Origin of the sequence: Streptomyces sp. BR123, assembly GCF_013401435.1 — a bacterium.
Taxonomy (GTDB): domain Bacteria; phylum Actinomycetota; class Actinomycetes; order Streptomycetales; family Streptomycetaceae; genus Streptomyces.
The window spans coordinates 16,810-35,744 of sequence record NZ_JACBGN010000001.1 but is presented as its reverse complement, the minus strand read 5'-3'; the positions used below and the strand labels follow the sequence as shown (position 1 = coordinate 35,744).

The following is an 18,935-nucleotide window of genomic DNA, read 5'->3' as shown; positions in this document are numbered from 1 at the left end:
GTTCGGGTTTTGAGCGTGCGTAGTCTTTGCGGCAGGACACAGGGGGAACCGGAATTCACCAGCCGCTTCCAGGCCACTCGCCTGCCCGAGGAGTAGTCGTTCGATGAGCGAGCACCGCCGCAAACCGCCGCAGCCCGAGGGCAGCGGACGTGCTGCTGCCCGCCGGGCCGCCCAGCAGCGCCCGGGACGGGGCGCAGGACCCGCGCGCGACGTCCCCACGGCGTCGTACAGCGGACCGTACGCAGACCCCCGCGGCCACGGCAGCCGTGCAGAGGCGCGCCGGGTGGGCCAGCGCGGATCCGGAACCCGGGGGCGGGGCGCGGGCCGCCCCGACAAGCGGTTCATCAACTACCCGCGCTCCGACAAGGAGGGATGGCAGCGCTTCGTCCCGTCGTGGAAGCTGGTGGGCGGCACGGCCCTGGGCTTCTTCGCCGTCATCACGGCAGGGGCCGGCATCGGGATCGCCGCGGTGAGCACGCCCAACCCGAACCTCGCCGCGAGGGCCCAGAACAACGTGTTCTTCTGGGACGACGGCACCCAGATGGTCGCCACCGGCGGCACGATGAACCGCCAGATCGTGCCCATCGACAAGATCCCCAGGTCGATGCAGAACGCCGTGATCGCCGCGGAGAACGAGTCCTTCGAGACGGACAAGGGCATCGACCCGATGGGTATCGCCCGCGCCGTGTGGAACATGGCCACGGGCGGTTCCACCCAGGGCGGCTCGACCATCACCCAGCAGTACGTGAAGAACACGTACCTGGACTCCGACCAGACGCTGAAGCGCAAGGTCACCGAGCTCTTCATCTCGATGAGGCTCGGCGTGTCCGAGGAGAAGGACACGATCCTGGCCGGCTATCTCAACACGGCCTACTACGGGCGTGATGCCTACGGCATCCAGGCCGCGGCGCGCGCCTACTTCGGAAAGGACTGCTGGGACCTGACGCCCTCCGAGAGCGCCTTCCTGGCCTCCGTGCTCAAGGGCCCCAACCTCTACAACCCGGATGGCGGCATCGGCCCCGCGGCCACTCCCGAGGAGAACACCAAGCGCGCCCACCTGCGCTGGGCGTGGGTGCTGGACCGCGAGGTCGCCGTCGGCCGCATGCAGAAGTCGGAGCGGGAGCAGTTCAAGGAGTTCCCGAAGCTCGTCGACTCAGAGCAGGCCCGCAGCCTCTCCGGCCAGACCGGCTACCTGGTCGAGACGGCCAAGCAGTACGTCATGAAGGTCGCGAAGATCACCCCGGAGCAGATGGCCAGGGGCGGCTACCAGATCAAGACCACCTTCCAGAAGCCGAAGGTGGACGCCCTGACCAAGGCGGTCGACGAGACCCGCAACGACTTCCTCGACGAGAAGGCCCGGCCGGAGCACGACACCTTCGTCCAGTTCGGCGCGGCCTCGGTGGACGTCAAGACCGGCGCGATCGTGGCCCTGTACGGCGGTCCGGGCATGGACAAGAAGTACTTCAGCAACAACGCCAACACCATCGGTGTCCCGGTCGGCTCGACCTGGAAGCCGTACGTGCTGGCGGCGGCGATGGAGTACGGCACCCAGAACTCCAAGGGCCAGGGCATCTCGCCCGACAGCAAGTACATGGCCAACGACCGCACGGTGATCAACAACCGTGACGGCAAGCCGCTGCGCGATGCCTCCGGCCAGCCGTTCCGGCAGAAGAACGAGAGCGAGTACCCCTACGGCTACGTGACCCTCAACGAGGCGATGGAGAAGTCCATCAACGTGCCGTTCGCGCAGCTCGTCTTCGACGTCGGCCACAGCAAGGTCCGCCAGGTGGCCAAGGCCACGGGCATCCTCGAAGACTCGATGAACCCGAACAACGACGCCTCGTTCGCCCTGGGCACCTCCACCCCGAGCGCCATCCGCATGGCCGACTCCTACGCCACCTTCGCGGCGTCCGGCGTCCACCGCGAGCCGTTCTCCGTGCGCAGTGTGCAGAAGGACGGCAAGGACCTGCCCGGCTTCGAGCCGCCCAAGGAGCAGCGGGCGATGGACGACTCCATCGCCGACAACGTCACCAAGGTGCTCGAGAACGTCGTGGAGAAGGGCACCGGCACCAAGGCCAAGAGGCTCGGCCGGCCGGCAGCCGGGAAGACCGGTACCACCGACTTCAACAAGTCGGCCTGGTTCGTCGGCTACACCCCGGAGCTGTCCACCTCGGTCACGCTCTTCCGTACCGACCCGAACTCGCCGGACAAGAAGCTGATCTCCATGAAGGGCGTGGGCGGTACCGACTCCATCCACGGTGGCGACATCCCGGCCGTCATCTGGACCGCCTACATGAAGGAAGCGCTCAAGGACGCCCCGGTCAAGGACTTCCCGGAGCCCGCCCCGATCGGCGTGATCGCGGACGGCGCCGGCGCTCCCTCGCCGAGCCCCTCCGTCTCTTCGTCGCCGTCCATGTCGGCGTCCCCGTCCCCCTCCCTCTCCCCGTCCCCGACGCCCTCCAGGGGCGGCAAGCCGTCCTGCAAGCCGTGGCAGCTGTACTGCATCCCCGACAGCGGCGGCACCACCACCACCGGTGGCGCCGACGGCGGCACATCCACCGGATCGCCGTCCCCGACCCCGTCGGGCAAGCCGGGCCGCCCCGGCGGCAGTATCAGCTGGGGAACGTTCACGGACGGGGGCTGACCCGCCCGTCCCCCGGCCGGAGGAGGGCCGCCGCTTCCGCCGCGGCGGCCCTCCCGCGTGCCCGGCGCCGTACGGCAGGATGAGCGCATGACGAAGGTGCAGGAGGAGCGGCCCGTACTGCCCACACAGCAGGACGAGGTCGCCGCGGCGGGCAGCGAATTCATCGGCGGTCCCATCGGCCGCCACGCCAGGCTGGGCGGCCACTGGCTGCACCCTGTCCGCGTCGTGGTGCTGGTCGCCCTCGGTATGTTCGCCCTCGGCATGGTGCAGAAGCTGCCCTGCTACGACTGGGCGTGGTTCCGGGGCGCCGGGTCCCAGTACACCCATGCCTGCTACTCCGACATCCCGCACCTCTTCGTCGCACGCGGCTTCGCGGACGGCCTCACGCCGTACTTCGACCGGCTGCCGGGCGACATGGAGTACCTCGAGTACCCCGTCCTCACGGGCCTGTTCATGGAAGTCGCGTCCTGGCTGACCCCGGGCGGCGGCTCCATGCAGCACCGCGAGCAGATGTACTGGATGGTCAACGCCGGGATGCTGATGGCCTGCGCGGCCGTCATCGCCGTGTGCGTCGCCCGCACCCATCGCCGCCGGCCCTGGGACGCGCTGCTCTACGCCCTCGCGCCCGCCTTCGCGCTCACCGCGACGATCAACTGGGACCTGCTGGCCATCGCCCTGACCGCCGCGGCCATGCTCATGTGGTCCCGCGGCCGCACCCTGCTCTTCGGTGTCCTCGTCGGGCTGGCCACCGCGGCGAAGCTCTACCCCGTCCTGCTGCTCGGGGCGCTGTTCGTGCTGTGCTGGCGGGCTGGCAGGTGGCGTGCGTTCGCGGCGGCGGTCCTCGGCGCGGCCGCCTCCTGGCTCGTGGTGAACCTGCCCGTCATGCTGTTCGCCTGGGACGGTTGGAAGAAGTTCTACACGTTCAGTCAGGAGCGGCCGATCGACTTCGGCTCGGTGTGGCTGCTCATCTCCCAGCGTTCCGGTAACCCCCTGACCGACGCCAACACCTATGCGACGGGCCTGACGCTGCTGCTGTGCGCGGCCATCGGCCTGCTCGCGCTCACCGCGCCCCGCCGCCCGCGCTTCGCGCAGCTGGCCTTCCTGGTCGTGGCCGTCTTCATCCTGGCCAACAAGGTCTACTCGCCGCAGTACGTGCTGTGGCTCATTCCGCTCGCGGCGCTGGCCCGGCCGCGCTGGCGGGACTTCCTCATCTGGCAGGCCACCGAGGTCGTGTACTTCCTCGGGATCTGGTTCTACCTGGCCTACACGACCAGCGGGGACAAGCACCAGGGCCTGCCCACGGAGGGCTACCAGCTGGCCATCGCCGCCCATCTGCTGGGCACGCTCTACCTGTGTGCGGTCGTCGTGCGCGACATCCTGCTGCCCGAGCGGGATGTCGTACGCCGCGACGGGGCGGACGACCCCTCCGGAGGAGTCCTGGACGGGGCCGAGGACGTGTTCGTGCTCTCGGACGCGGCGAGGGCGCCGCGGGAAGCGGCGCCCTCGGAGGGACAGCGGGTCCGCTGGGGCACGGCCCCCGGGGACTGACGGCCTCGGCCTCGAACCAACCCGGCCTGGCGGCCCGGAGCGCCCGGCTCAGGCGTCGAGGATCCGGTCGAACTGCGTCGTCGTGTGGCGCAGGTGCGCCACGAGCTCGTCGCCGACATGGGGCTCGGGCGCGTCGGACGGCACGAACAGGATCGATACCTGCATGTGCGGCGGTTCGGCGAACCAGCGCTGCTTGCCCGCCCACACGAAGGGCGAAAGGTTCCGGTTGACAGTGGCCAGGCCGGCCCGGGCCACCCCCTTGGCGCGTGGCATGACACCGTGCAGGGCCTTGGGGGCCTCCAGGCCCACACCGTGGGAGGTACCGCCCGCCACCACGACGAGCCAGCCGTCGGAGGCGGCCTTCTGCTGCCGATAGCCGAACCGGTCGCCCTTGGCCACCCGGGTGACGTCCAGGACGCTGCCGCGGTACTCGGTCGCCTCGTGGTCCCCGAGCCACAGCCGGGTTCCGATACGGGCCCGGAAACGGGTCTGCGGGAACTGCTGCTGCAGACGGGCCAGGTCCTCGGCCTTCAGGTGGCTGACGAACATGGTGTGCAGTGGCAGACGGGCCGCGCGCAGCCGGTCCATCCAGCCGATGACCTCTTCGACCGGGTCAGAGCCGTCCGGGCGGTCCAGCGGGAGGTGCAGGGCGAAGCCCTCCAGCCGCACGTCCTCGATCGCGGCCTGCAGCTGGCCCAGGTCCTGCTCGGAGATGCCGTGGCGGCGCATCGAGCTCATGCACTCGATGACCACACGGGCCCCGACCAGACCGCGGACCCCGTCCAGCGAGGCCACGGAGCGGATCACCCGGTCCGGCAGCGGGACCGGGTCCTCACCCCGCCGGAACGGGGTGAGGACGAGCAGGTCGCCGCTGAAGAGGTCCTTGATGCGGGCAGCCTCGTACGTCGTACCGACGGCCAGGATGTCCGCGCCCAGCCGGGTTGCCTCCTCGGACAGCCGCTCGTGGCCGAAGCCGTAGCCGTTGCCCTTGCAGACCGGGATCAGACCGGGGAACCGGTCCTGGATCTGCTTGTGGTGCGCACGCCAGCGCGCGGTGTCGACGTAGAGCGTGAGCGCCATGCCCGTCCGGAGCCTCTCTGGAATGGCTGCGTGAAGCAGCAGTGCGGTGGTGGGGGTGCAGCCGGTCAGCGCCGCGACATGTAGATGTCGAGCGCCTTGTGCAGCATCTTGTTGAGCGGGAAGTCCCACTCGCCGACGTACTCGACGGCCTCGCCGCCCGTACCGACCTTGAACTGGATCAGGCCGAACAGGTGGTCGTTCTCGTCCAGCGTGTCACTGATTCCGCGCAGGTCATAGACGCTCGCGCCCAGCGCGTACGCGTCGCGCAGCATGCGCCACTGCATCGCGTTCGACGGCCGCACCTCCCGCTTGTGGTTGGCCGACGCGCCGTACGAGTACCAGACGTGCTGGCCGACGGTGATCATCGTGGCCGCGGCCAGCGCCTCACCCTCGTGCTTGGCGAGGTACAGCCGCATGCGGTTGGGATCCTCGGAGTTGAGGGCCGTCCACTGGCGCTGGAAGTAGCTGAGCGGGCGCGGGCGGAACTTGTCGCGCACGGCCGTGATCTCGTACAGGTGCTGCCAGGTCTCCAGGTCCTCGTAACCACCCTGGACGACCTCGACGCCGGCCTTCTCGGCCTTCTTGATGTTGCGGCGCCACAGCTGGTTGAAGCCCTTGAGGACGTCGTCCAGCGAGCGGTTGGCGAGCGGCACCTGGAAGACGTAGCGGGGCTGCACGTCGCCGAAGCCGGCGCCGCCGTCCTCGCCCTGCTGCCAGCCCATGCGGCGCAGCTTGTCGGACACCTCGAAGGCACGGGGCTCGATGTGCGAGGCCTCCACGTCACGCAGGCGCTTGACGTTCGGGTCCTGGATGCCGGACTTGATGGCGGCGGAGTTCCAGCGGCGGATGACGACGGGCGGACCCATCTTCACGGTGAAGGCACCCTGGCGCTTGAGGTGCGCCAGCATCGGCTGGAGCCACTCCTCCAGATTCGGGGCGAACCAGTTGATGACGGGGCCCTCGGGCAAGTACGCGAGGTACCGCTTCACCTTGGGCAGCTGGCGGTACAACACGAGTGCGGCACCGACGAGTTCGTCGTTCTCGTCGAACCAGCCGAGGTTCTCCGACCGCCACTCGTTCTTCACGTCGGCCCACGCCGGGACCTGGCAGTGACTAGCCGAGGGCAGGGTCTGGAGATATCCCAGATGCTGCTCTCGGCTGATGGTCCTCAGGGACAGGCTCATGCGGGGCGTCTCCTCCGGCGGCTTCGCTGGCTATGGCGCGAAGCCTACTGCGACAAGGGCGCCACCCTTCTGGGGGACGGGCCGTATTCGGGCCGGTCGGGGGGCCGGCGCCCTGTCGCGGAGGTTCCCCGGTCAGCCCAGCAGGCCCCCGAAGAGCCCGCCGTGGGCCATGCCGAGATAGAAGCCGAGGCCTGATGCGCCAAGGCCGATGATCAGCGCGAAGCGCTCGCGTGTCGTTTCCGAGATGAACTGTCCGTATGCGCCGGTCAGGATCCCGACCAGCCCGGACCACGAGGTGAGCAGGTGCAGATTGTCGAAGAACGCTGTGATGCATGCCACGGCGCCGCAGACGAGCGTGATCGCCATCAGCGTGTCCTGCAGCGGATGGGGCTTGCCGTCGGTCGCGAGGAGCGAGATGGAGGGCTGCGAGCGCATTGCCTGTGCCATCGGAAGGCACCTCCTGGCTGAAGCGGACCGGTGCTGCGGGCCTGCCTCCCGGCCGGGGGCATAGCACCGAGCACACCCGATGCCTACAAATTGTGGCCCCCCTGCGCCGGATTTCAACCGGAAGGAGGCGGCGGGGTAGTCTGTACGGTCTGCGCGGTGTCTGCTCTCAGACGCCGTGCGGCACGCATCACGACCCTCCTGCCACGGAACGACCGTGGCCGCTGAGTCCAAAGGAGGTGGGTTCCACATGCGTCACTACGAAGTGATGGTCATCCTCGACCCCGATCTCGAGGAGCGCTCTGTCGCCCCCCTGATCGAGAACTTCCTCTCCGTCGTCCGCGAGGGCAACGGAAAGGTCGAGAAGGTCGACACCTGGGGCCGTCGTCGTCTCGCTTACGAGATCAAGAAGAAGCCCGAGGGCATCTACTCGGTCATCGACCTGCAGGCCGAGCCTGCGGTCGTCAAGGAGCTCGACCGCCAGATGAACCTGAACGAGTCGGTTCTCCGGACCAAGGTCCTTCGCCCCGAGACCCACTGAACCTCGGTTCAGCGGTAATCGGGTTCGAGTAGCACAGCAGCCAGCAGCAAATCCCCGCCGAGAGGTTCATCCATGGCAGGCGAGACCGTCATCACGGTCGTCGGCAATCTCGTCGACGACCCCGAGCTGCGCTTCACCCCCTCGGGTGCGGCGGTCGCGAAGTTCCGCGTCGCGTCCACCCCTCGCACCTTCGACCGTCAGACCAACGAGTGGAAGGACGGCGAGAGCCTGTTCCTGACCTGCTCGGTGTGGCGGCAGGCGGCGGAGAACGTCGCCGAGTCCCTTCAGCGAGGCATGCGCGTCGTCGTGCAGGGCCGACTGAGGCAGCGGTCGTACGAGGATCGTGAGGGTGTCAAGCGCACGGTCTTCGAGCTGGACGTCGAGGAAGTCGGTCCCAGCCTGAAGAACGCCACGGCCAAGGTCACCAAGACCACCGGCCGCGGTGGTCAGGGTGGGTACGGCGGCGGCCAGCAGGGCGGCGGCGGTGGCGGTGGCTGGGGCGGAGCCCCCAGCGGCGGTCCGCAGGGCGGCGGAGGTCCCTCCGACGACCCGTGGGCGTCCAGCGCGCCGGCCGGCGGCCAGCAGCAGGGTGGCGGCGGTGGCTGGGGTGGAAACTCCGGCGGCGGCTACTCGGACGAGCCTCCCTTCTAGGGGAGCTCGCACCCCCACTTCTTGATCACACAGGAGAGACACCATGGCGAAGCCGCCTGTGCGCAAGCCGAAGAAGAAGGTCTGCGCGTTCTGCAAGGACAAGACCGCGTACGTGGACTACAAGGACACGAACATGCTGCGGAAGTTCATTTCCGACCGCGGCAAGATCCGTGCCCGCCGCGTCACCGGCAACTGCACGCAGCACCAGCGTGACGTCGCCACGGCCGTGAAGAACAGCCGTGAGATGGCGCTGCTGCCCTACACGTCCACCGCGCGATAAGGAAAGGGTGACCGACTAATGAAGATCATCCTGACCCAGGAGGTCTCGGGCCTCGGTGCCGCTGGCGACGTCGTCGACGTCAAGGACGGCTACGCTCGCAACTACCTGGTCCCGCGTGGTTTCGCGATCCGCTGGACCAAGGGTGGCGAGAAGGACGTGGCGCAGATCCGCCGCGCCCGCAAGATCCACGAGATCGCGACCATCGAGCAGGCCAACGAGGTCAAGGCCCAGCTCGAGGGCACGAAGGTCCGTCTGGCCACCCGCTCGGGTGACGCCGGCCGCCTCTTCGGCTCCGTGACCCCGGCCGACATCGCCACGGCGATCGAGGCTTCCGGCGGTCCGAAGGTCGACAAGCGCCGCGTTGAGCTGGCTGCTCCGATCAAGACCCTCGGTTCGTACCAGGTCTCCGTGCGTCTGCACGCCGAGGTCGCCGCGAACGTGGGCGTCGAGGTCGTCGCCGCCTAAGTGCTGCGCATGAAGGGCCGCACCCCGCCGGGTGCGGCCCTTCGTCATTGTCTGCCGTCTCCGGGTGGCGCGGTTTCACGTGAAACACGGGCCGTTTCAAGGGCACGTTTCACGTGAAACATCGGTCCGCGATTCAGCGGGTCGCGCCGACGACGGCCCATCGGCTGGAGCGTGCGCGCAGCTGGAGGGTTGCCAACCGGACCAGCATCATCAGGGTCATGGCCCACCACAGTGCCGTCAGCCCCCCGCCGACGGCCGGCACGAGCAGGGCTGCCGGCGCGAACGCTACGAGTGTCGCCAGCATTGCCCAGGCCAGATAGCGTCCGTCGCCCGCGCCCATCAGGACCCCGTCGAGGACGAAGACCACCCCGGCGACGGGCTGGGACACGGCCACGACCAGCAGAGCGGGCAGCAGAGCCTCCTGCACCACCGGGTCGGTGGTGAACAACGGCACGATCAGGGGACGGGCCACAGCCACCAGTGCGCCGAGGGCGGCACCGGAGACGATTCCCCACTGCACCATGCGGCGGCAGACCGCTTTGGCGCCCCCGACGTCGCCGGCTCCCAGGTAGCGGCCGATGATCGCCTGCCCGGCAATGGCGATCGCGTCCAGAGCGAAGGCGAGCAGGCTCCACAGGGCGAGGATGATCTGGTGGGCGGCGATGTCCGCGTCACCGAGCCGGGCGGCCACGGCGGTCGCGATCATCAGGACGGCTCGCAGGGACAGGGTACGGATCAGCAGCGGCACCCCGGCCTGGGCACAGGCGCGAATGCCCACCACGTCGGGACGCAGTGAGGCTCTGTGCTTCCGGGCCCCGCGGACCACCACGTAGAGGTATGCGGCGGCCATGGCGCACTGGGCGATGACCGTACCCCAGGCGGAGCCCGCGATGCCGAAACCGACTCCGTAAACCAGAGCGAGGTTGAGGACGGCGTTGAGGGCGAAGCCGGCCACGGCCACGTACAGCGGGGTCCTGGTGTCCTGGAGGCCGCGGAGCACGCCCGTGGCTGCCAGCACCACGAGCATGGCCGGGATGCCGAACGACGAAATCCGCAGATAAGTGATCGCGTAAGGGGCGACGGTGTCGGAGGCGCCCAAGGCCGAGACCAGCCAGGGCGCTGTGGGGAGCGCGAGGGCGGTGACGGCCGCGCCCAGGAGGAGGGCGAGCCAGATGCCGTCCATGCCCTGCCGGAGGGCGGCTCCCAGGTCGCCCGAGCCGACGCGACGGGAGACTGCCGCGGTGGTGGCGTAGGCGAGGAAGACGAACACGCTGACGGCGGTCGTCAGGAGGGCGGCGGCGACCCCGAGTCCGGCCAACTGGGAGGTGCCGAGGTGCCCGACGATGGCGCTGTCGGCCAGCACGAAGAGGGGTTCCGCGACAAGTGCACCGAAGGCCGGCACGGCCAGAGCCAGGATCTCTCGGTCGTGCCGGCCCGGTGGAGCCTTCGGTATGTCCGGGGCCTGTGTCATGTGGTCAATCTAATCTTCCACAGGTAACAGACGCAATGCATTGACGATCCTTACTGAACGGTCGATTCCGGTGCTCTTGGCGCCCTGTCGAAGGTGATCTCGGGACTGCGGGCAAGAAATTTCCTCCTCGCAGGCGGTGGAGGGAGAATGTGCAGGTCAGGTGCGGTGACGGGGTGGGTCGGGTGATTTTGTCCACAGCGTCGTCCCCCGGTCCGTGCACAGCTTCCGGCGAGTTACCCACAGCATTGGGTCCGTCATCCACATCTCATCCACACAGCCTGTGGATAACAAGATTGGCTGACGCCGCTCCCGGCCCTACCGTTGTGCGTTGCCCGACCGGCTGACTGCCGTCTCGGGTGTCCCAAATGTCAGAGCCGTGCCCCGGCGAGAACGGCATGGCGAGGTCCGCGTTGCGGACGTGAGGAGGCGGGCCGGTGAGTATGCCCGAGCCCATGGACGACCCTTGGGCCGACAGCGGTCCCGGCGACCGTCTGCCCACCCGCTCGCGCCGCGGCGCCGACAGCCGCGGCCGTGGGGACGAGCAGCACGAGCGGGGACGCGAAGGCGGCTCCTGGGACGGCGGTGGATTCGAGCGCGTTCCGCCGCAGGACCTCGACGCCGAGCAGTCGGTGCTCGGCGGCATGCTGCTGTCCAAGGACGCCATTGCGGACGTCGTCGAGATCATCAAGGGCCACGACTTCTACCGGCCCTCGCACGAGACCATCTACCAGGCCATCCTCGACCTCTACGCCAAGGGCGAGCCCGCAGACCCGATCACGGTCGGCGCCGAGCTGACCCGGCGCGGCGAGATCGGCAAGGTCGGCGGCGTCTCGTACCTGCACACGCTGGTCCAGTCGGTGCCCACGGCGGCCAACGCCTCGTACTACGCGGAGATCGTCCATGAGCGCGCGGTCCTGCGCCGCCTCGTCGCCGCCGGCACGAAGATCACGCAGATGGGATACGCGGCGGACGGTGACGTCGACGAGATCGTCAACAGCGCCCAGGCCGAGATCTACGCCGTCACCGAGCAGCGGACCTCCGAGGACTACCTGCCCCTCGGCGACATCATGGAGGGCGCGCTCGACGAGATCGAGGCCATCGGCTCGCGCAGCGGCCAGATGTCGGGCGTCCCGACCGGGTTCACGGACCTCGACTCGCTCACCAACGGCCTGCACCCGGGCCAGATGATCGTCATCGCGGCCCGCCCCGCCATGGGCAAGTCGACTCTCGCGCTGGACTTCGCCCGTGCCTGCTCCATCAAGAGCAACCTGCCGAGCGTGATCTTCTCCCTCGAAATGGGACGCAACGAGATCGCGATGCGCCTGCTGTCCGCAGAAGCGCGCGTCGCCCTGCACCACATGCGCTCCGGCACGATGACGGACGACGACTGGACCCGGCTGGCCCGCCGTATGCCGGACGTCTCCGCCGCCCCGCTGTACATCGACGACTCCCCCAACCTGTCGATGATGGAGATCCGGGCAAAGTGCCGGCGCCTGAAGCAGCGCAACAACCTGGCACTGGTGGTCATCGACTACCTCCAGCTGATGCAGTCGGGCGGCTCCCGCCGGCCCGAGAGCCGCCAGCAGGAGGTCTCGGACATGTCCCGAAACCTCAAGCTGCTGGCCAAGGAGCTCGAGGTGCCGGTGATCGCGCTGTCCCAGCTGAACCGTGGTCCCGAACAGCGCACCGACAAGAAGCCAATGGTCTCCGACCTGCGTGAGTCGGGCTCGATCGAGCAGGACGCCGACATGGTGATCCTGCTGCACCGCGAGGACGCCTACGAGAAGGAGTCGCCGCGTGCGGGCGAGGCCGACCTGATCGTGGCCAAGCACCGAAACGGCCCCACGGCGACGATCACGGTCGCCTTCCAGGGGCATTATTCGCGGTTCGTGGACATGGCCAACACGTAGCATCCGGGCATGGACGCCTTGCCCGAAGACCTGGATCTGCTCCCCTCCACCCGGCGTGCCCTCGGGCACCGGATCGCCGTCGCCCAGAACGAGGGCCGGGCGCCCTCGGTGGTCGCCGCCGTGGCGAGGGGAGGCGCCCTGGTCTGGGAGGGGGCTCGGAGCCCGGCCGGCGGGCACGACCCGGACGGGAACACGCAGTACCGGATCGGGTCGATCACCAAGACCTTCACTGCCGTCCTGGTGATGCGGCTGCGCGACGAGGGTCTGCTGGCGCTCGGTGACCCTCTGGAAAAACACCTGCCCGGGACCGGCGCCGGAGCAGTGACGGTCCGACAGCTGCTTTCCCACGCTGCTGGGTTGGCCGCGGAGACGCCCGGTGAATGGTGGGAGCGGAGCTCCGCCTCGCTGCGCCCCGAGCTCTCCGACGTCCTGGGGACGGGGCCGTTCCTCTTCGAGCCCGGTTGGCGCCACCACTACTCCAACCCCGGCTACACACTGCTGGGTTCGCTTGTGGAGGCGGTGCGCGGCAAGCCGTGGGAAGAGGTGCTGCGTGCCGAGGTGCTGGAGCCGCTGGGTCTGGACCGGACTACCGTGCAGCCACAGACGCCTTACGCGGACGGCTGGGCCGTCCATCCGTGGGCCGATGTGCTGATGCCCGAGCCGCCGGAGGACCTGGGTTTGATGGCCCCGGCAGGTCAGCTTTGGTCCAGCACACGCGACTTGGCGCGGTTCGGGCAGTTCCTGCTGCACGGGAACGAGCAGGTGCTCGGTGCCGAGAGCGTCCGTGAGATGGCTGTTGCCGCGTCGCCCCCCGAGCCGGGAATCGCCGAGTTCGGGTACGGGTTGGGGGTGCAGCTGACGGAGAGCGGCGGGCGCCGGCTCGCGGGGCACTGCGGCTCGCTGCCGGGCTTCGTCGCCGGCCTGTGGCTGAACCAGGCCGAGGACCTGGTGGCCGTGGTGCTGGCGAACTGCACGTCGGGGCTGCCGGCCGGGACCGTGGCCGCTGAGCTGCTGACCCTTGTCGCGGACGCCGAACCGCGTTTTCCGGAGCCGTGGAAGCCGTTCGAGGAGGCGGATCCGGTGGCACTGGAGCTGTGCGGGCCCTGGTACTGGGGTCCCGCGGCGCACGTGGTCCGGCTGCGGTCGAACGGTGAGCTGGAACTGGGCCCTGCAGGCGCGGTGGGCCGGGCCGCCAGGTTCCGGGCGGAGCCGGACGGCAGCTGGCGGGGCCTGAACGGCTATTACGCGGGGGAGACGTTGCGGGCGGTCCGGCGGGCCGACGGCTCGGTGGGCCATCTCGACCTGGGGTCGTTCATGTTCACCCGGCAGCCGTACGACCCCGAGGCCCCGGTACCGGGTGGGGTGGACCCGAAGGGGTGGCGGGGAATCGGCTGACCCTCGGCCGCCACCACCGCTTCCGCGGCCCGGCCGGGGGAACCGAGCATCCGCCAGACGTTGCCCCGTCCGCCCGCTGTCCCCGGCCGCCGACGGCCTCGCCGTTCCGCCACACCGCCGGGCCGGCTTCTTGCCCCGCTCAGCGCCGTGAGCGATCAGAGAGCGAGCTTGAAGCCCACGTGGGACGGCGTGAAGCCGAGTCGCTCGTAGAAGCGGTGGGCGTCGGTGCGGGTCACGTCGGAGGTGAGCTGGACCATTTGGCAGTTCTCCCGGCGGGACTGCTCGATTGCCCATTCGATGAAACGAGTGCCCAGACCGCTGCCCCGCTCGTCGGCGTGGACGCGGACGCCTTCGATGATGGAGCGCGTGGCCCCCTTGCGGGACAGCCCCCGGACGATGGTGAGCTGGAGCGTGCCCACGACCCGCCCTTGGCGGACCGCCACGACCACATGCTGGTAGGGGTCCGCGGCCAGGTGGCGGTACGCCGCGAGGTACGGCGTGAGATCGTCCGCGGATTCGCGTGTGGCGCCGAGGGGATCGTCAGCCAGCATCGCGACGATGGCCGGCAGGTCCTCCTCGGTCGCGGGACGGATGGTGAGGTCGGTGGTGTCGTACATGAGGCGCTCCTTGCTCAGCCGGCCGCCACGGTGAGCGGGGCCCAGCGCCGGGTCCAGTCACCGGGCAGTCCGGGGATGTCACGGGTCATGACCACGTTGAAGGCGACGGAGGACAGGCCCCGATCCTTGAGCCAGCCGGCGAACTCCTCGTGGCGGACGTCGACATCCGTGCGCAGGGGCCTGCTGGTGGTGGCGGCGAGGCCGATGACGAGCGCCTGGGCGCAGGCCGTGTCACGGGCGATCAATGGGCCGATCACATGCGTCTCCATGTTGGGCCAGATCGCCGCGTAACCGGTGAGGTGGCCCGCGCGGTCCTCGGCGACCATGAGTCGGTCCGCGAAGGCCGGGAGCCGCGTGATCAGGTGGGTCCGGTCGGCGCCGAACACCTCGGCGTCCAGGTGGACGATCCGTGAGATGTCCTCAGCGGCGGCGGGCCGGACCGCGGTGCTGTCCCGCTCCGCCGCGGGGCCGGGGCGGAAGGTGCCTCGGAGCATCTCGGCCTGGCCCGTGGCGGTGAAGCCGAGCTCCTCGTAGAGGGGGCGGCCGTACGGCGTGGCGTGGAGGGTGAGCGGGATGCCCTTGAGGGTGCCGTCGCAGAGGTGCGTCATCAGGCGGCGGCCCAGGCCCCGGCCGGCGTAACGGTCGGCCACGAGGACCATCCCGATGGCAGCCAGCTGCGGCTTGCCGTAGGTGTGTCCGTAGGAGGTGACGACACAGGCGGCGGCGAGTCCCCGCCCGTCGGGGGCGTCGACCCCGTAGCCCTTGCCTGCGGCGAGGAGCAGGCCCCACTTGTGGTCCTCGCGCGGCCACCCGCGGTCTTCGGAGAGGTCGGCGCAGCAGCGGAGATCATCCACCGTCAGCGCACGGATCGGCAGGTCGGTGAGGTGTGGTGGTGTCACCGGCCCAGATTGGATCACGCACGGGTGCGCGTCCAGGGAAATTCCGGCGATGTTCGGCGCCGATCGGTCTGACGTGTCACGTGAAACGTACGATGTTTCACGTGAAACCAAACCGCAGTTTCACGTGAAACAGACCGTTCCACGCGGAACCAGCGGCTAGCCTGCACTGCCATGACGCTGTTGCACCTCTTCGACCTCGACGGCACCTTGATGTACGGCACGGCAGCGCCGGTGGAGCTTTCTCGGCAGCTCGGCCTGGGCGCGGAGATCGCCGAGTTGGAGCGAGCGTTCGGAGCCCGTGAGATCGGCCCCCAGGAGTTCTCGGTGGCGGCCCATGCCCTGTGGGCCGAGTTGACGCCCGCGCATGTTCGGGCGGCGTTCGATGGCGCGCCGTGGCTGGCCGGGATCCAGGAGGTGTGGCAGGAGATCCGGGAACGGGGCGACTACTGCGCGGTGATCTCGCTGTCGCCGTCCTTCTTCGTGGAGCTGCTGCTGGAGTGGGGTGCACACGCCGCCCACGGCTCGGTGTTCCCCGAGGTCCCCTTCACCCGGCCTGTGGATGTGACCGGCATCCTGACGCCGAAGGACAAGGTCACCGTGGCCGACCGGCTGTGTTCCCGGTTCGGGCTCGACCGGGCGGACTGCGTGGCTTACGGAGACTCCGCGACCGATGCGGTGCTCTTCGACGCGGTTCCGGTGTCGGTGGCGGTCAACGCCCGGCCCGCTCTGGCCGAGCGTGCCACACACATCTACGAAGGACGGGATCTGCGTGACGCATACCAGCTCGTTGCGTCGGCACGCCCGGGAGTTGAGGCATCTTAAGAGGAAAGTGGGTTCGAAACGGGGGATTTCTTCATTCCCCCGCGAGTATCTGGGTCGGCTGGCAGTCTGTGAGCCCCGGAACCACGGATTCAAAGGCCGTGGCCTGCTTTACCGACCGAGATGTTCGAAGCGAGGCACCGCATGGACGCTCCGCCCACCAGATCGGCCAGAGGGACGGTCCGGATACCGTCCGCGGGCAGTCAGGCCGAGCCCTCCCCGGACGCGGTACTCATCCGCCGGACCCTGGAGGAGATCGCACCCATTGCAGACCGGGTGACCTCGTACTTCTACGCCCTGGTGTTTGCCGGGCACCCGGAGGTGCGGGGCATGTTCCCTGCTGCGATGGACGCCCAGCGCGACAGGCTGCTGAAGGCGCTTCTCACCGCAGCCGAACACCTCGACAACCCCGCGGTCCTCAGGCCCTATCTGCAGCGGCTGGGCACCGGACACCGCAAGTACGGCACGCTCGCGGGCCACTACCCGGTGGTGGGTGAGGCCCTCATCGGGGCGCTGTCCCGGTACGCCCAGAACACCTGGGGGCCGCAGGCGCAAGCCGCATGGGTGCGGGCCTACACCGCCATCTCCCAGATCATGATCGATGCTGCCGCTGAGGACGAGCGGAAGTCCCCGGCGTGGTGGCACGCCGAGGTGGTCTCGCACGAGCTGCGCACACCCGACATCGCGGTGTTGACCGTTCGCCCCGACCAGCCGTACACCTTCCTGGCCGGCCAGTACACGAGCCTGGAGACCCCGTGGTGGCCGCGGGTCTGGAGGCACTACTCGTTCGCCTCGGCCCCGCGTCCCGACGGCCTGCTGTCCTTCCACGTCAAGGCTGTCCCGGCCGGCTGGGTCTCCAACGCCCTCGTACGCCATGCACGCCCGGGCGACGTGCTGCGGCTCGGGCCGCCGGCCGGATCGATGGTGGTGGACCACAGCACCGACAACGGGATGTTGTGCCTGGCCGGCGGAACCGGCATCGCCCCGATCAGGGCGTTGATCGAGGACGTGGCGGTGCACGGCGAACGGCGCCCCGTGGAGGTCTTCTTCGGGGCGCGCACGGACGGGGACCTTTACGACAAGGACACGCTGTTGGGGCTCCAGCGCTCGCACCCGTGGCTGTCGGTACGCCCGGTGGTCGGCGGGGGGCTGGAGGGGCAGCTGCCGCACGCGGTCGGCCGGCACGGCCCGTGGAGCTCGTACGACGCCTTCGTCTCGGGGCCGCCGGCGATGATCCGCAGCGGTGTGGGCGAGCTTGAGCGGATCGGCGTTCCCCGCGATCGGATCCGCTATGACGCAGTCGAGGAGCTGGCGGGTGTCGCCGGCTGACACCGGCGGCCGCCCGCCTTCCAGAGGCCCGGATCAGCCCAGGTCGGGAGCGTGCATGGCACGAACACCCTCGATGTTGCCGTCCAGGTAGTGGCGCAGGGACAGGGGCACGAGGTGGACGGCGGCGATGCCGACCCGGCTGAACGGCACCCGCACGATCTCGTACGTCCCCTCCGGCTGGTCCACCTCGGGGCCGTGCCGCTCGGCCGGGTCCATCGAGGCGAGCCGGCAGACGAAGAAGTGCTGCACCTTCACGCCGGTCACACCCCCGTCGGCGATGTGCTCGACGGTGTCGACGAAGCAGGGCACCACATCTGTGATCTTGGCGCCGAGTTCCTCGTGGACCTCCCGGTGGAGGGCGTCCACGACGGTCTCGTCCGAGGGCTCGACTCCCCCGCCGGGGGTCACCCAGTAGGGGTCGACGCCGGGCTTGGTGCGTTTGATGAGGATCAGGTCGTCACCGTCGAGCAGGATCGCGCGGGCGGTGCGTTTGACCACGGGACGTTCGGTCATGGGAGAAGAGTGGCCCAGGACTGCGCCTCTGAAACGCGCCACGGGCCGGAACCGGAATGCTTACCACTGTGCGGCGGCACGCAGCAGCCGCTCGTGGGCACGGGAGAGGTGGGCCAGGGAGAGGCTTCCGGTGCGTACGACGAGGAACCAGGTCCGCAGAGGAGGCACAGGGGGCTCCAGCAGGGCGACGATCTGCCCGCTGTCGAGGGCGTTCTGGCACAGGTAGCGCGGCAGAACGGCGAGTCCGGCGCCGGCCCGGACGCATTCGAGCACGGCCCGCAAGTCCGGCACGACCACGGTGGCGGCATCGGGCTGTCGGTTGTCGGGCCGGGTCTCGAAGACGGCCGCCCAATAGCGGGTGACGAGCGGCAGGCTCTCGTGGACCTCGACGAGCGGAATGCCGTCGAGAGTCGCGGGACCGCTGTCGCGGAGCCGGTCCGGGTCCACCAGGGCTGCCCAGTAGGGCGCGGCGACCAGTACGTGCTCCTCGTCGCACAGGGCGGTGGCGGTGAAAAGCTCGCCCCGCGGGCGGGCGGTGGTGACGACGAGGTCGTGATGGCCGGCGGCGAGTTCGTCGAGGGTCTCCTCGGCTCCGGTCCGCAGGGTGGTCCGCAGGGTGTGGCCCTGGCCGACGAGGGGCGCGAGGGCGGGCAGGACCCGCAGGCACAGGAACTCCGGGGGACCGGCGAGGTGCAGGGTACGCGCGGCTCCGGCAATCTCCCGTTCGGCCTCGGTGATCTGCAGGAGTGCGTCGAGGTGCGGGGCGGCCTTGTGGGCGAGTTCGTCCCCGACAGCGGTGGGGGTGACCCCGCGCGCCCGCCGGTGGAACAGAGGCCGCCCCAGCTGGCGTTCGAGGGTGCGGATCTGGGAGGTGACGGCGGGCTGGGACAGCCCGAGGAGTGCGGCGGCACGGGTGAACGAGCCGGCCCGGTGTACGGCGACGAAGGTGCGCAGCAGGGCCAGGTCCATGAGAGGCCCCTCTCGGTGGGCCTTCAACTATAAATATGTCGATAGGCCACTGTCGTTACCGTGATTGGACTCTGACACTGGGTCAACTAGCCTTGAGTCCGTGGTTCTTCGCGCGGGAACCCGGGGCGGTCCGAGCCAGGAGGGGGGAGGCTCGGACCGCCCTTCGCGCGGGCTGC

The 18,935-nt window shown here is 69.4% G+C and carries 18 protein-coding genes; 10 read left to right on the top strand and 8 right to left on the bottom strand.

Going from position 1 to position 18,935, the window contains the following annotated elements:
- Positions 1 to 103 precede the first annotated feature (103 nt).
- Together HYE82_RS00180 and HYE82_RS00175 are read left to right on the top strand one after the other, a co-directional pair.
- The gene (locus HYE82_RS00180; RefSeq protein WP_179171808.1) at positions 104 to 2,644 is read left to right on the top strand and encodes a transglycosylase domain-containing protein; all 2,541 of its coding nucleotides are present in this window, start codon (positions 104 to 106) and stop codon (positions 2,642 to 2,644) included.
- 87 nt (positions 2,645 to 2,731) lie between these two features.
- Positions 2,732 to 4,192 (top strand): glycosyltransferase family 87 protein, encoded by a 1,461-nt coding sequence (locus HYE82_RS00175; protein WP_179171807.1) that lies wholly within the window; start codon positions 2,732 to 2,734, stop codon positions 4,190 to 4,192.
- A 48-nt stretch (positions 4,193 to 4,240) separates the two neighbouring features.
- On the opposite strand, the gene HYE82_RS00170 is transcribed toward HYE82_RS00175, so the two are convergent.
- The 3 genes from HYE82_RS00170 to HYE82_RS00160 all read right to left on the bottom strand — a co-directional run bounded on the left by HYE82_RS00170 (position 4,241) and on the right by HYE82_RS00160 (position 6,903).
- A complete protein-coding gene (locus HYE82_RS00170) occupies positions 4,241 to 5,272 on the bottom strand; it encodes an alanine racemase (protein WP_179171806.1) in 1,032 nt (343 codons plus the stop codon).
- 65 nt (positions 5,273 to 5,337) lie between these two features.
- Positions 5,338 to 6,456 (bottom strand): peptidoglycan bridge formation glycyltransferase FemA/FemB family protein, encoded by a 1,119-nt coding sequence (locus HYE82_RS00165; protein ID WP_179171805.1) that lies wholly within the window; start codon positions 6,454 to 6,456, stop codon positions 5,338 to 5,340.
- A gap of 132 nt (positions 6,457 to 6,588) precedes the next feature.
- The gene (locus HYE82_RS00160; protein WP_179171804.1) at positions 6,589 to 6,903 is read right to left on the bottom strand and encodes a hypothetical protein; all 315 of its coding nucleotides are present in this window, start codon (positions 6,901 to 6,903) and stop codon (positions 6,589 to 6,591) included.
- Between the two features lie 247 nt (positions 6,904 to 7,150).
- Here HYE82_RS00160 and rpsF point away from each other — a divergent pair, with 247 nt between their 5' ends.
- The 4 genes from rpsF to rplI all read left to right on the top strand — a co-directional run bounded on the left by rpsF (position 7,151) and on the right by rplI (position 8,837).
- Positions 7,151 to 7,441 carry a 30S ribosomal protein S6 gene (gene rpsF, locus HYE82_RS00155; protein WP_100827172.1) on the top strand — a complete coding sequence of 97 codons (291 nt, stop codon included), beginning with the start codon at positions 7,151 to 7,153 and terminating at the stop codon, positions 7,439 to 7,441.
- A 72-nt stretch (positions 7,442 to 7,513) separates the two neighbouring features.
- Positions 7,514 to 8,092: a single-stranded DNA-binding protein gene (locus tag HYE82_RS00150; protein WP_179171803.1), complete on the top strand. Its 579-nt coding sequence runs from the start codon at positions 7,514 to 7,516 to the stop codon at positions 8,090 to 8,092.
- A 43-nt stretch (positions 8,093 to 8,135) separates the two neighbouring features.
- On the top strand, positions 8,136 to 8,372 hold the full coding sequence (gene rpsR, locus HYE82_RS00145; protein WP_005315025.1) for a 30S ribosomal protein S18: 237 nt from the start codon (positions 8,136 to 8,138) through the stop codon (positions 8,370 to 8,372).
- Positions 8,373 to 8,390: 18 nt separating this feature from the next.
- On the top strand, positions 8,391 to 8,837 hold the full coding sequence (gene rplI / locus HYE82_RS00140; protein WP_179171802.1) for a 50S ribosomal protein L9: 447 nt from the start codon (positions 8,391 to 8,393) through the stop codon (positions 8,835 to 8,837).
- Between the two features lie 133 nt (positions 8,838 to 8,970).
- On the opposite strand, the gene HYE82_RS00135 is transcribed toward rplI, so the two are convergent.
- The gene (locus HYE82_RS00135) at positions 8,971 to 10,308 is read right to left on the bottom strand and encodes an MATE family efflux transporter (RefSeq protein WP_179171801.1); all 1,338 of its coding nucleotides are present in this window, start codon (positions 10,306 to 10,308) and stop codon (positions 8,971 to 8,973) included.
- Between the two features lie 434 nt (positions 10,309 to 10,742).
- On the opposite strand from HYE82_RS00135, the gene dnaB reads away from it, so the two are divergent.
- On the top strand, positions 10,743 to 12,218 hold the full coding sequence (gene dnaB / locus HYE82_RS00130; protein WP_179171800.1) for a replicative DNA helicase: 1,476 nt from the start codon (positions 10,743 to 10,745) through the stop codon (positions 12,216 to 12,218).
- Between the two features lie 9 nt (positions 12,219 to 12,227).
- Positions 12,228 to 13,613 (top strand): serine hydrolase, encoded by a 1,386-nt coding sequence (locus tag HYE82_RS00125; protein WP_179171799.1) that lies wholly within the window; start codon positions 12,228 to 12,230, stop codon positions 13,611 to 13,613.
- 155 nt (positions 13,614 to 13,768) lie between these two features.
- Here HYE82_RS00125 and HYE82_RS00120 read toward each other — a convergent pair whose 3' ends face one another.
- On the bottom strand, positions 13,769 to 14,230 hold the full coding sequence (locus HYE82_RS00120; RefSeq protein ID WP_179171798.1) for a GNAT family N-acetyltransferase: 462 nt from the start codon (positions 14,228 to 14,230) through the stop codon (positions 13,769 to 13,771).
- A gap of 14 nt (positions 14,231 to 14,244) precedes the next feature.
- On the bottom strand, positions 14,245 to 15,129 hold the full coding sequence (locus HYE82_RS00115; protein ID WP_179171797.1) for a GNAT family N-acetyltransferase: 885 nt from the start codon (positions 15,127 to 15,129) through the stop codon (positions 14,245 to 14,247).
- Positions 15,130 to 15,300: 171 nt separating this feature from the next.
- Between HYE82_RS00115 and HYE82_RS00110 the strand changes: the two genes are divergently transcribed.
- Together HYE82_RS00110 and HYE82_RS00105 are read left to right on the top strand one after the other, a co-directional pair.
- Entirely contained in the window at positions 15,301 to 15,951 is a 651-nt protein-coding gene (locus HYE82_RS00110) for an HAD family phosphatase (protein WP_179171796.1), read from the top strand.
- A 141-nt stretch (positions 15,952 to 16,092) separates the two neighbouring features.
- Positions 16,093 to 17,277, top strand: a complete 1,185-nt coding sequence (locus HYE82_RS00105) for a globin domain-containing protein (protein WP_256986783.1) — start codon at positions 16,093 to 16,095, stop codon at positions 17,275 to 17,277.
- A gap of 33 nt (positions 17,278 to 17,310) precedes the next feature.
- Here the strand turns inward: HYE82_RS00105 and HYE82_RS00100 are convergent, their stop codons facing one another.
- Positions 17,311 to 17,790, bottom strand: a complete 480-nt coding sequence (locus HYE82_RS00100; protein WP_179171794.1) for an NUDIX domain-containing protein — start codon at positions 17,788 to 17,790, stop codon at positions 17,311 to 17,313.
- Between the two features lie 60 nt (positions 17,791 to 17,850).
- Positions 17,851 to 18,759 carry a LysR family transcriptional regulator gene (locus tag HYE82_RS00095; RefSeq protein WP_179171793.1) on the bottom strand — a complete coding sequence of 303 codons (909 nt, stop codon included), beginning with the start codon at positions 18,757 to 18,759 and terminating at the stop codon, positions 17,851 to 17,853.
- Positions 18,760 to 18,935: the final 176 nt, after the last annotated feature.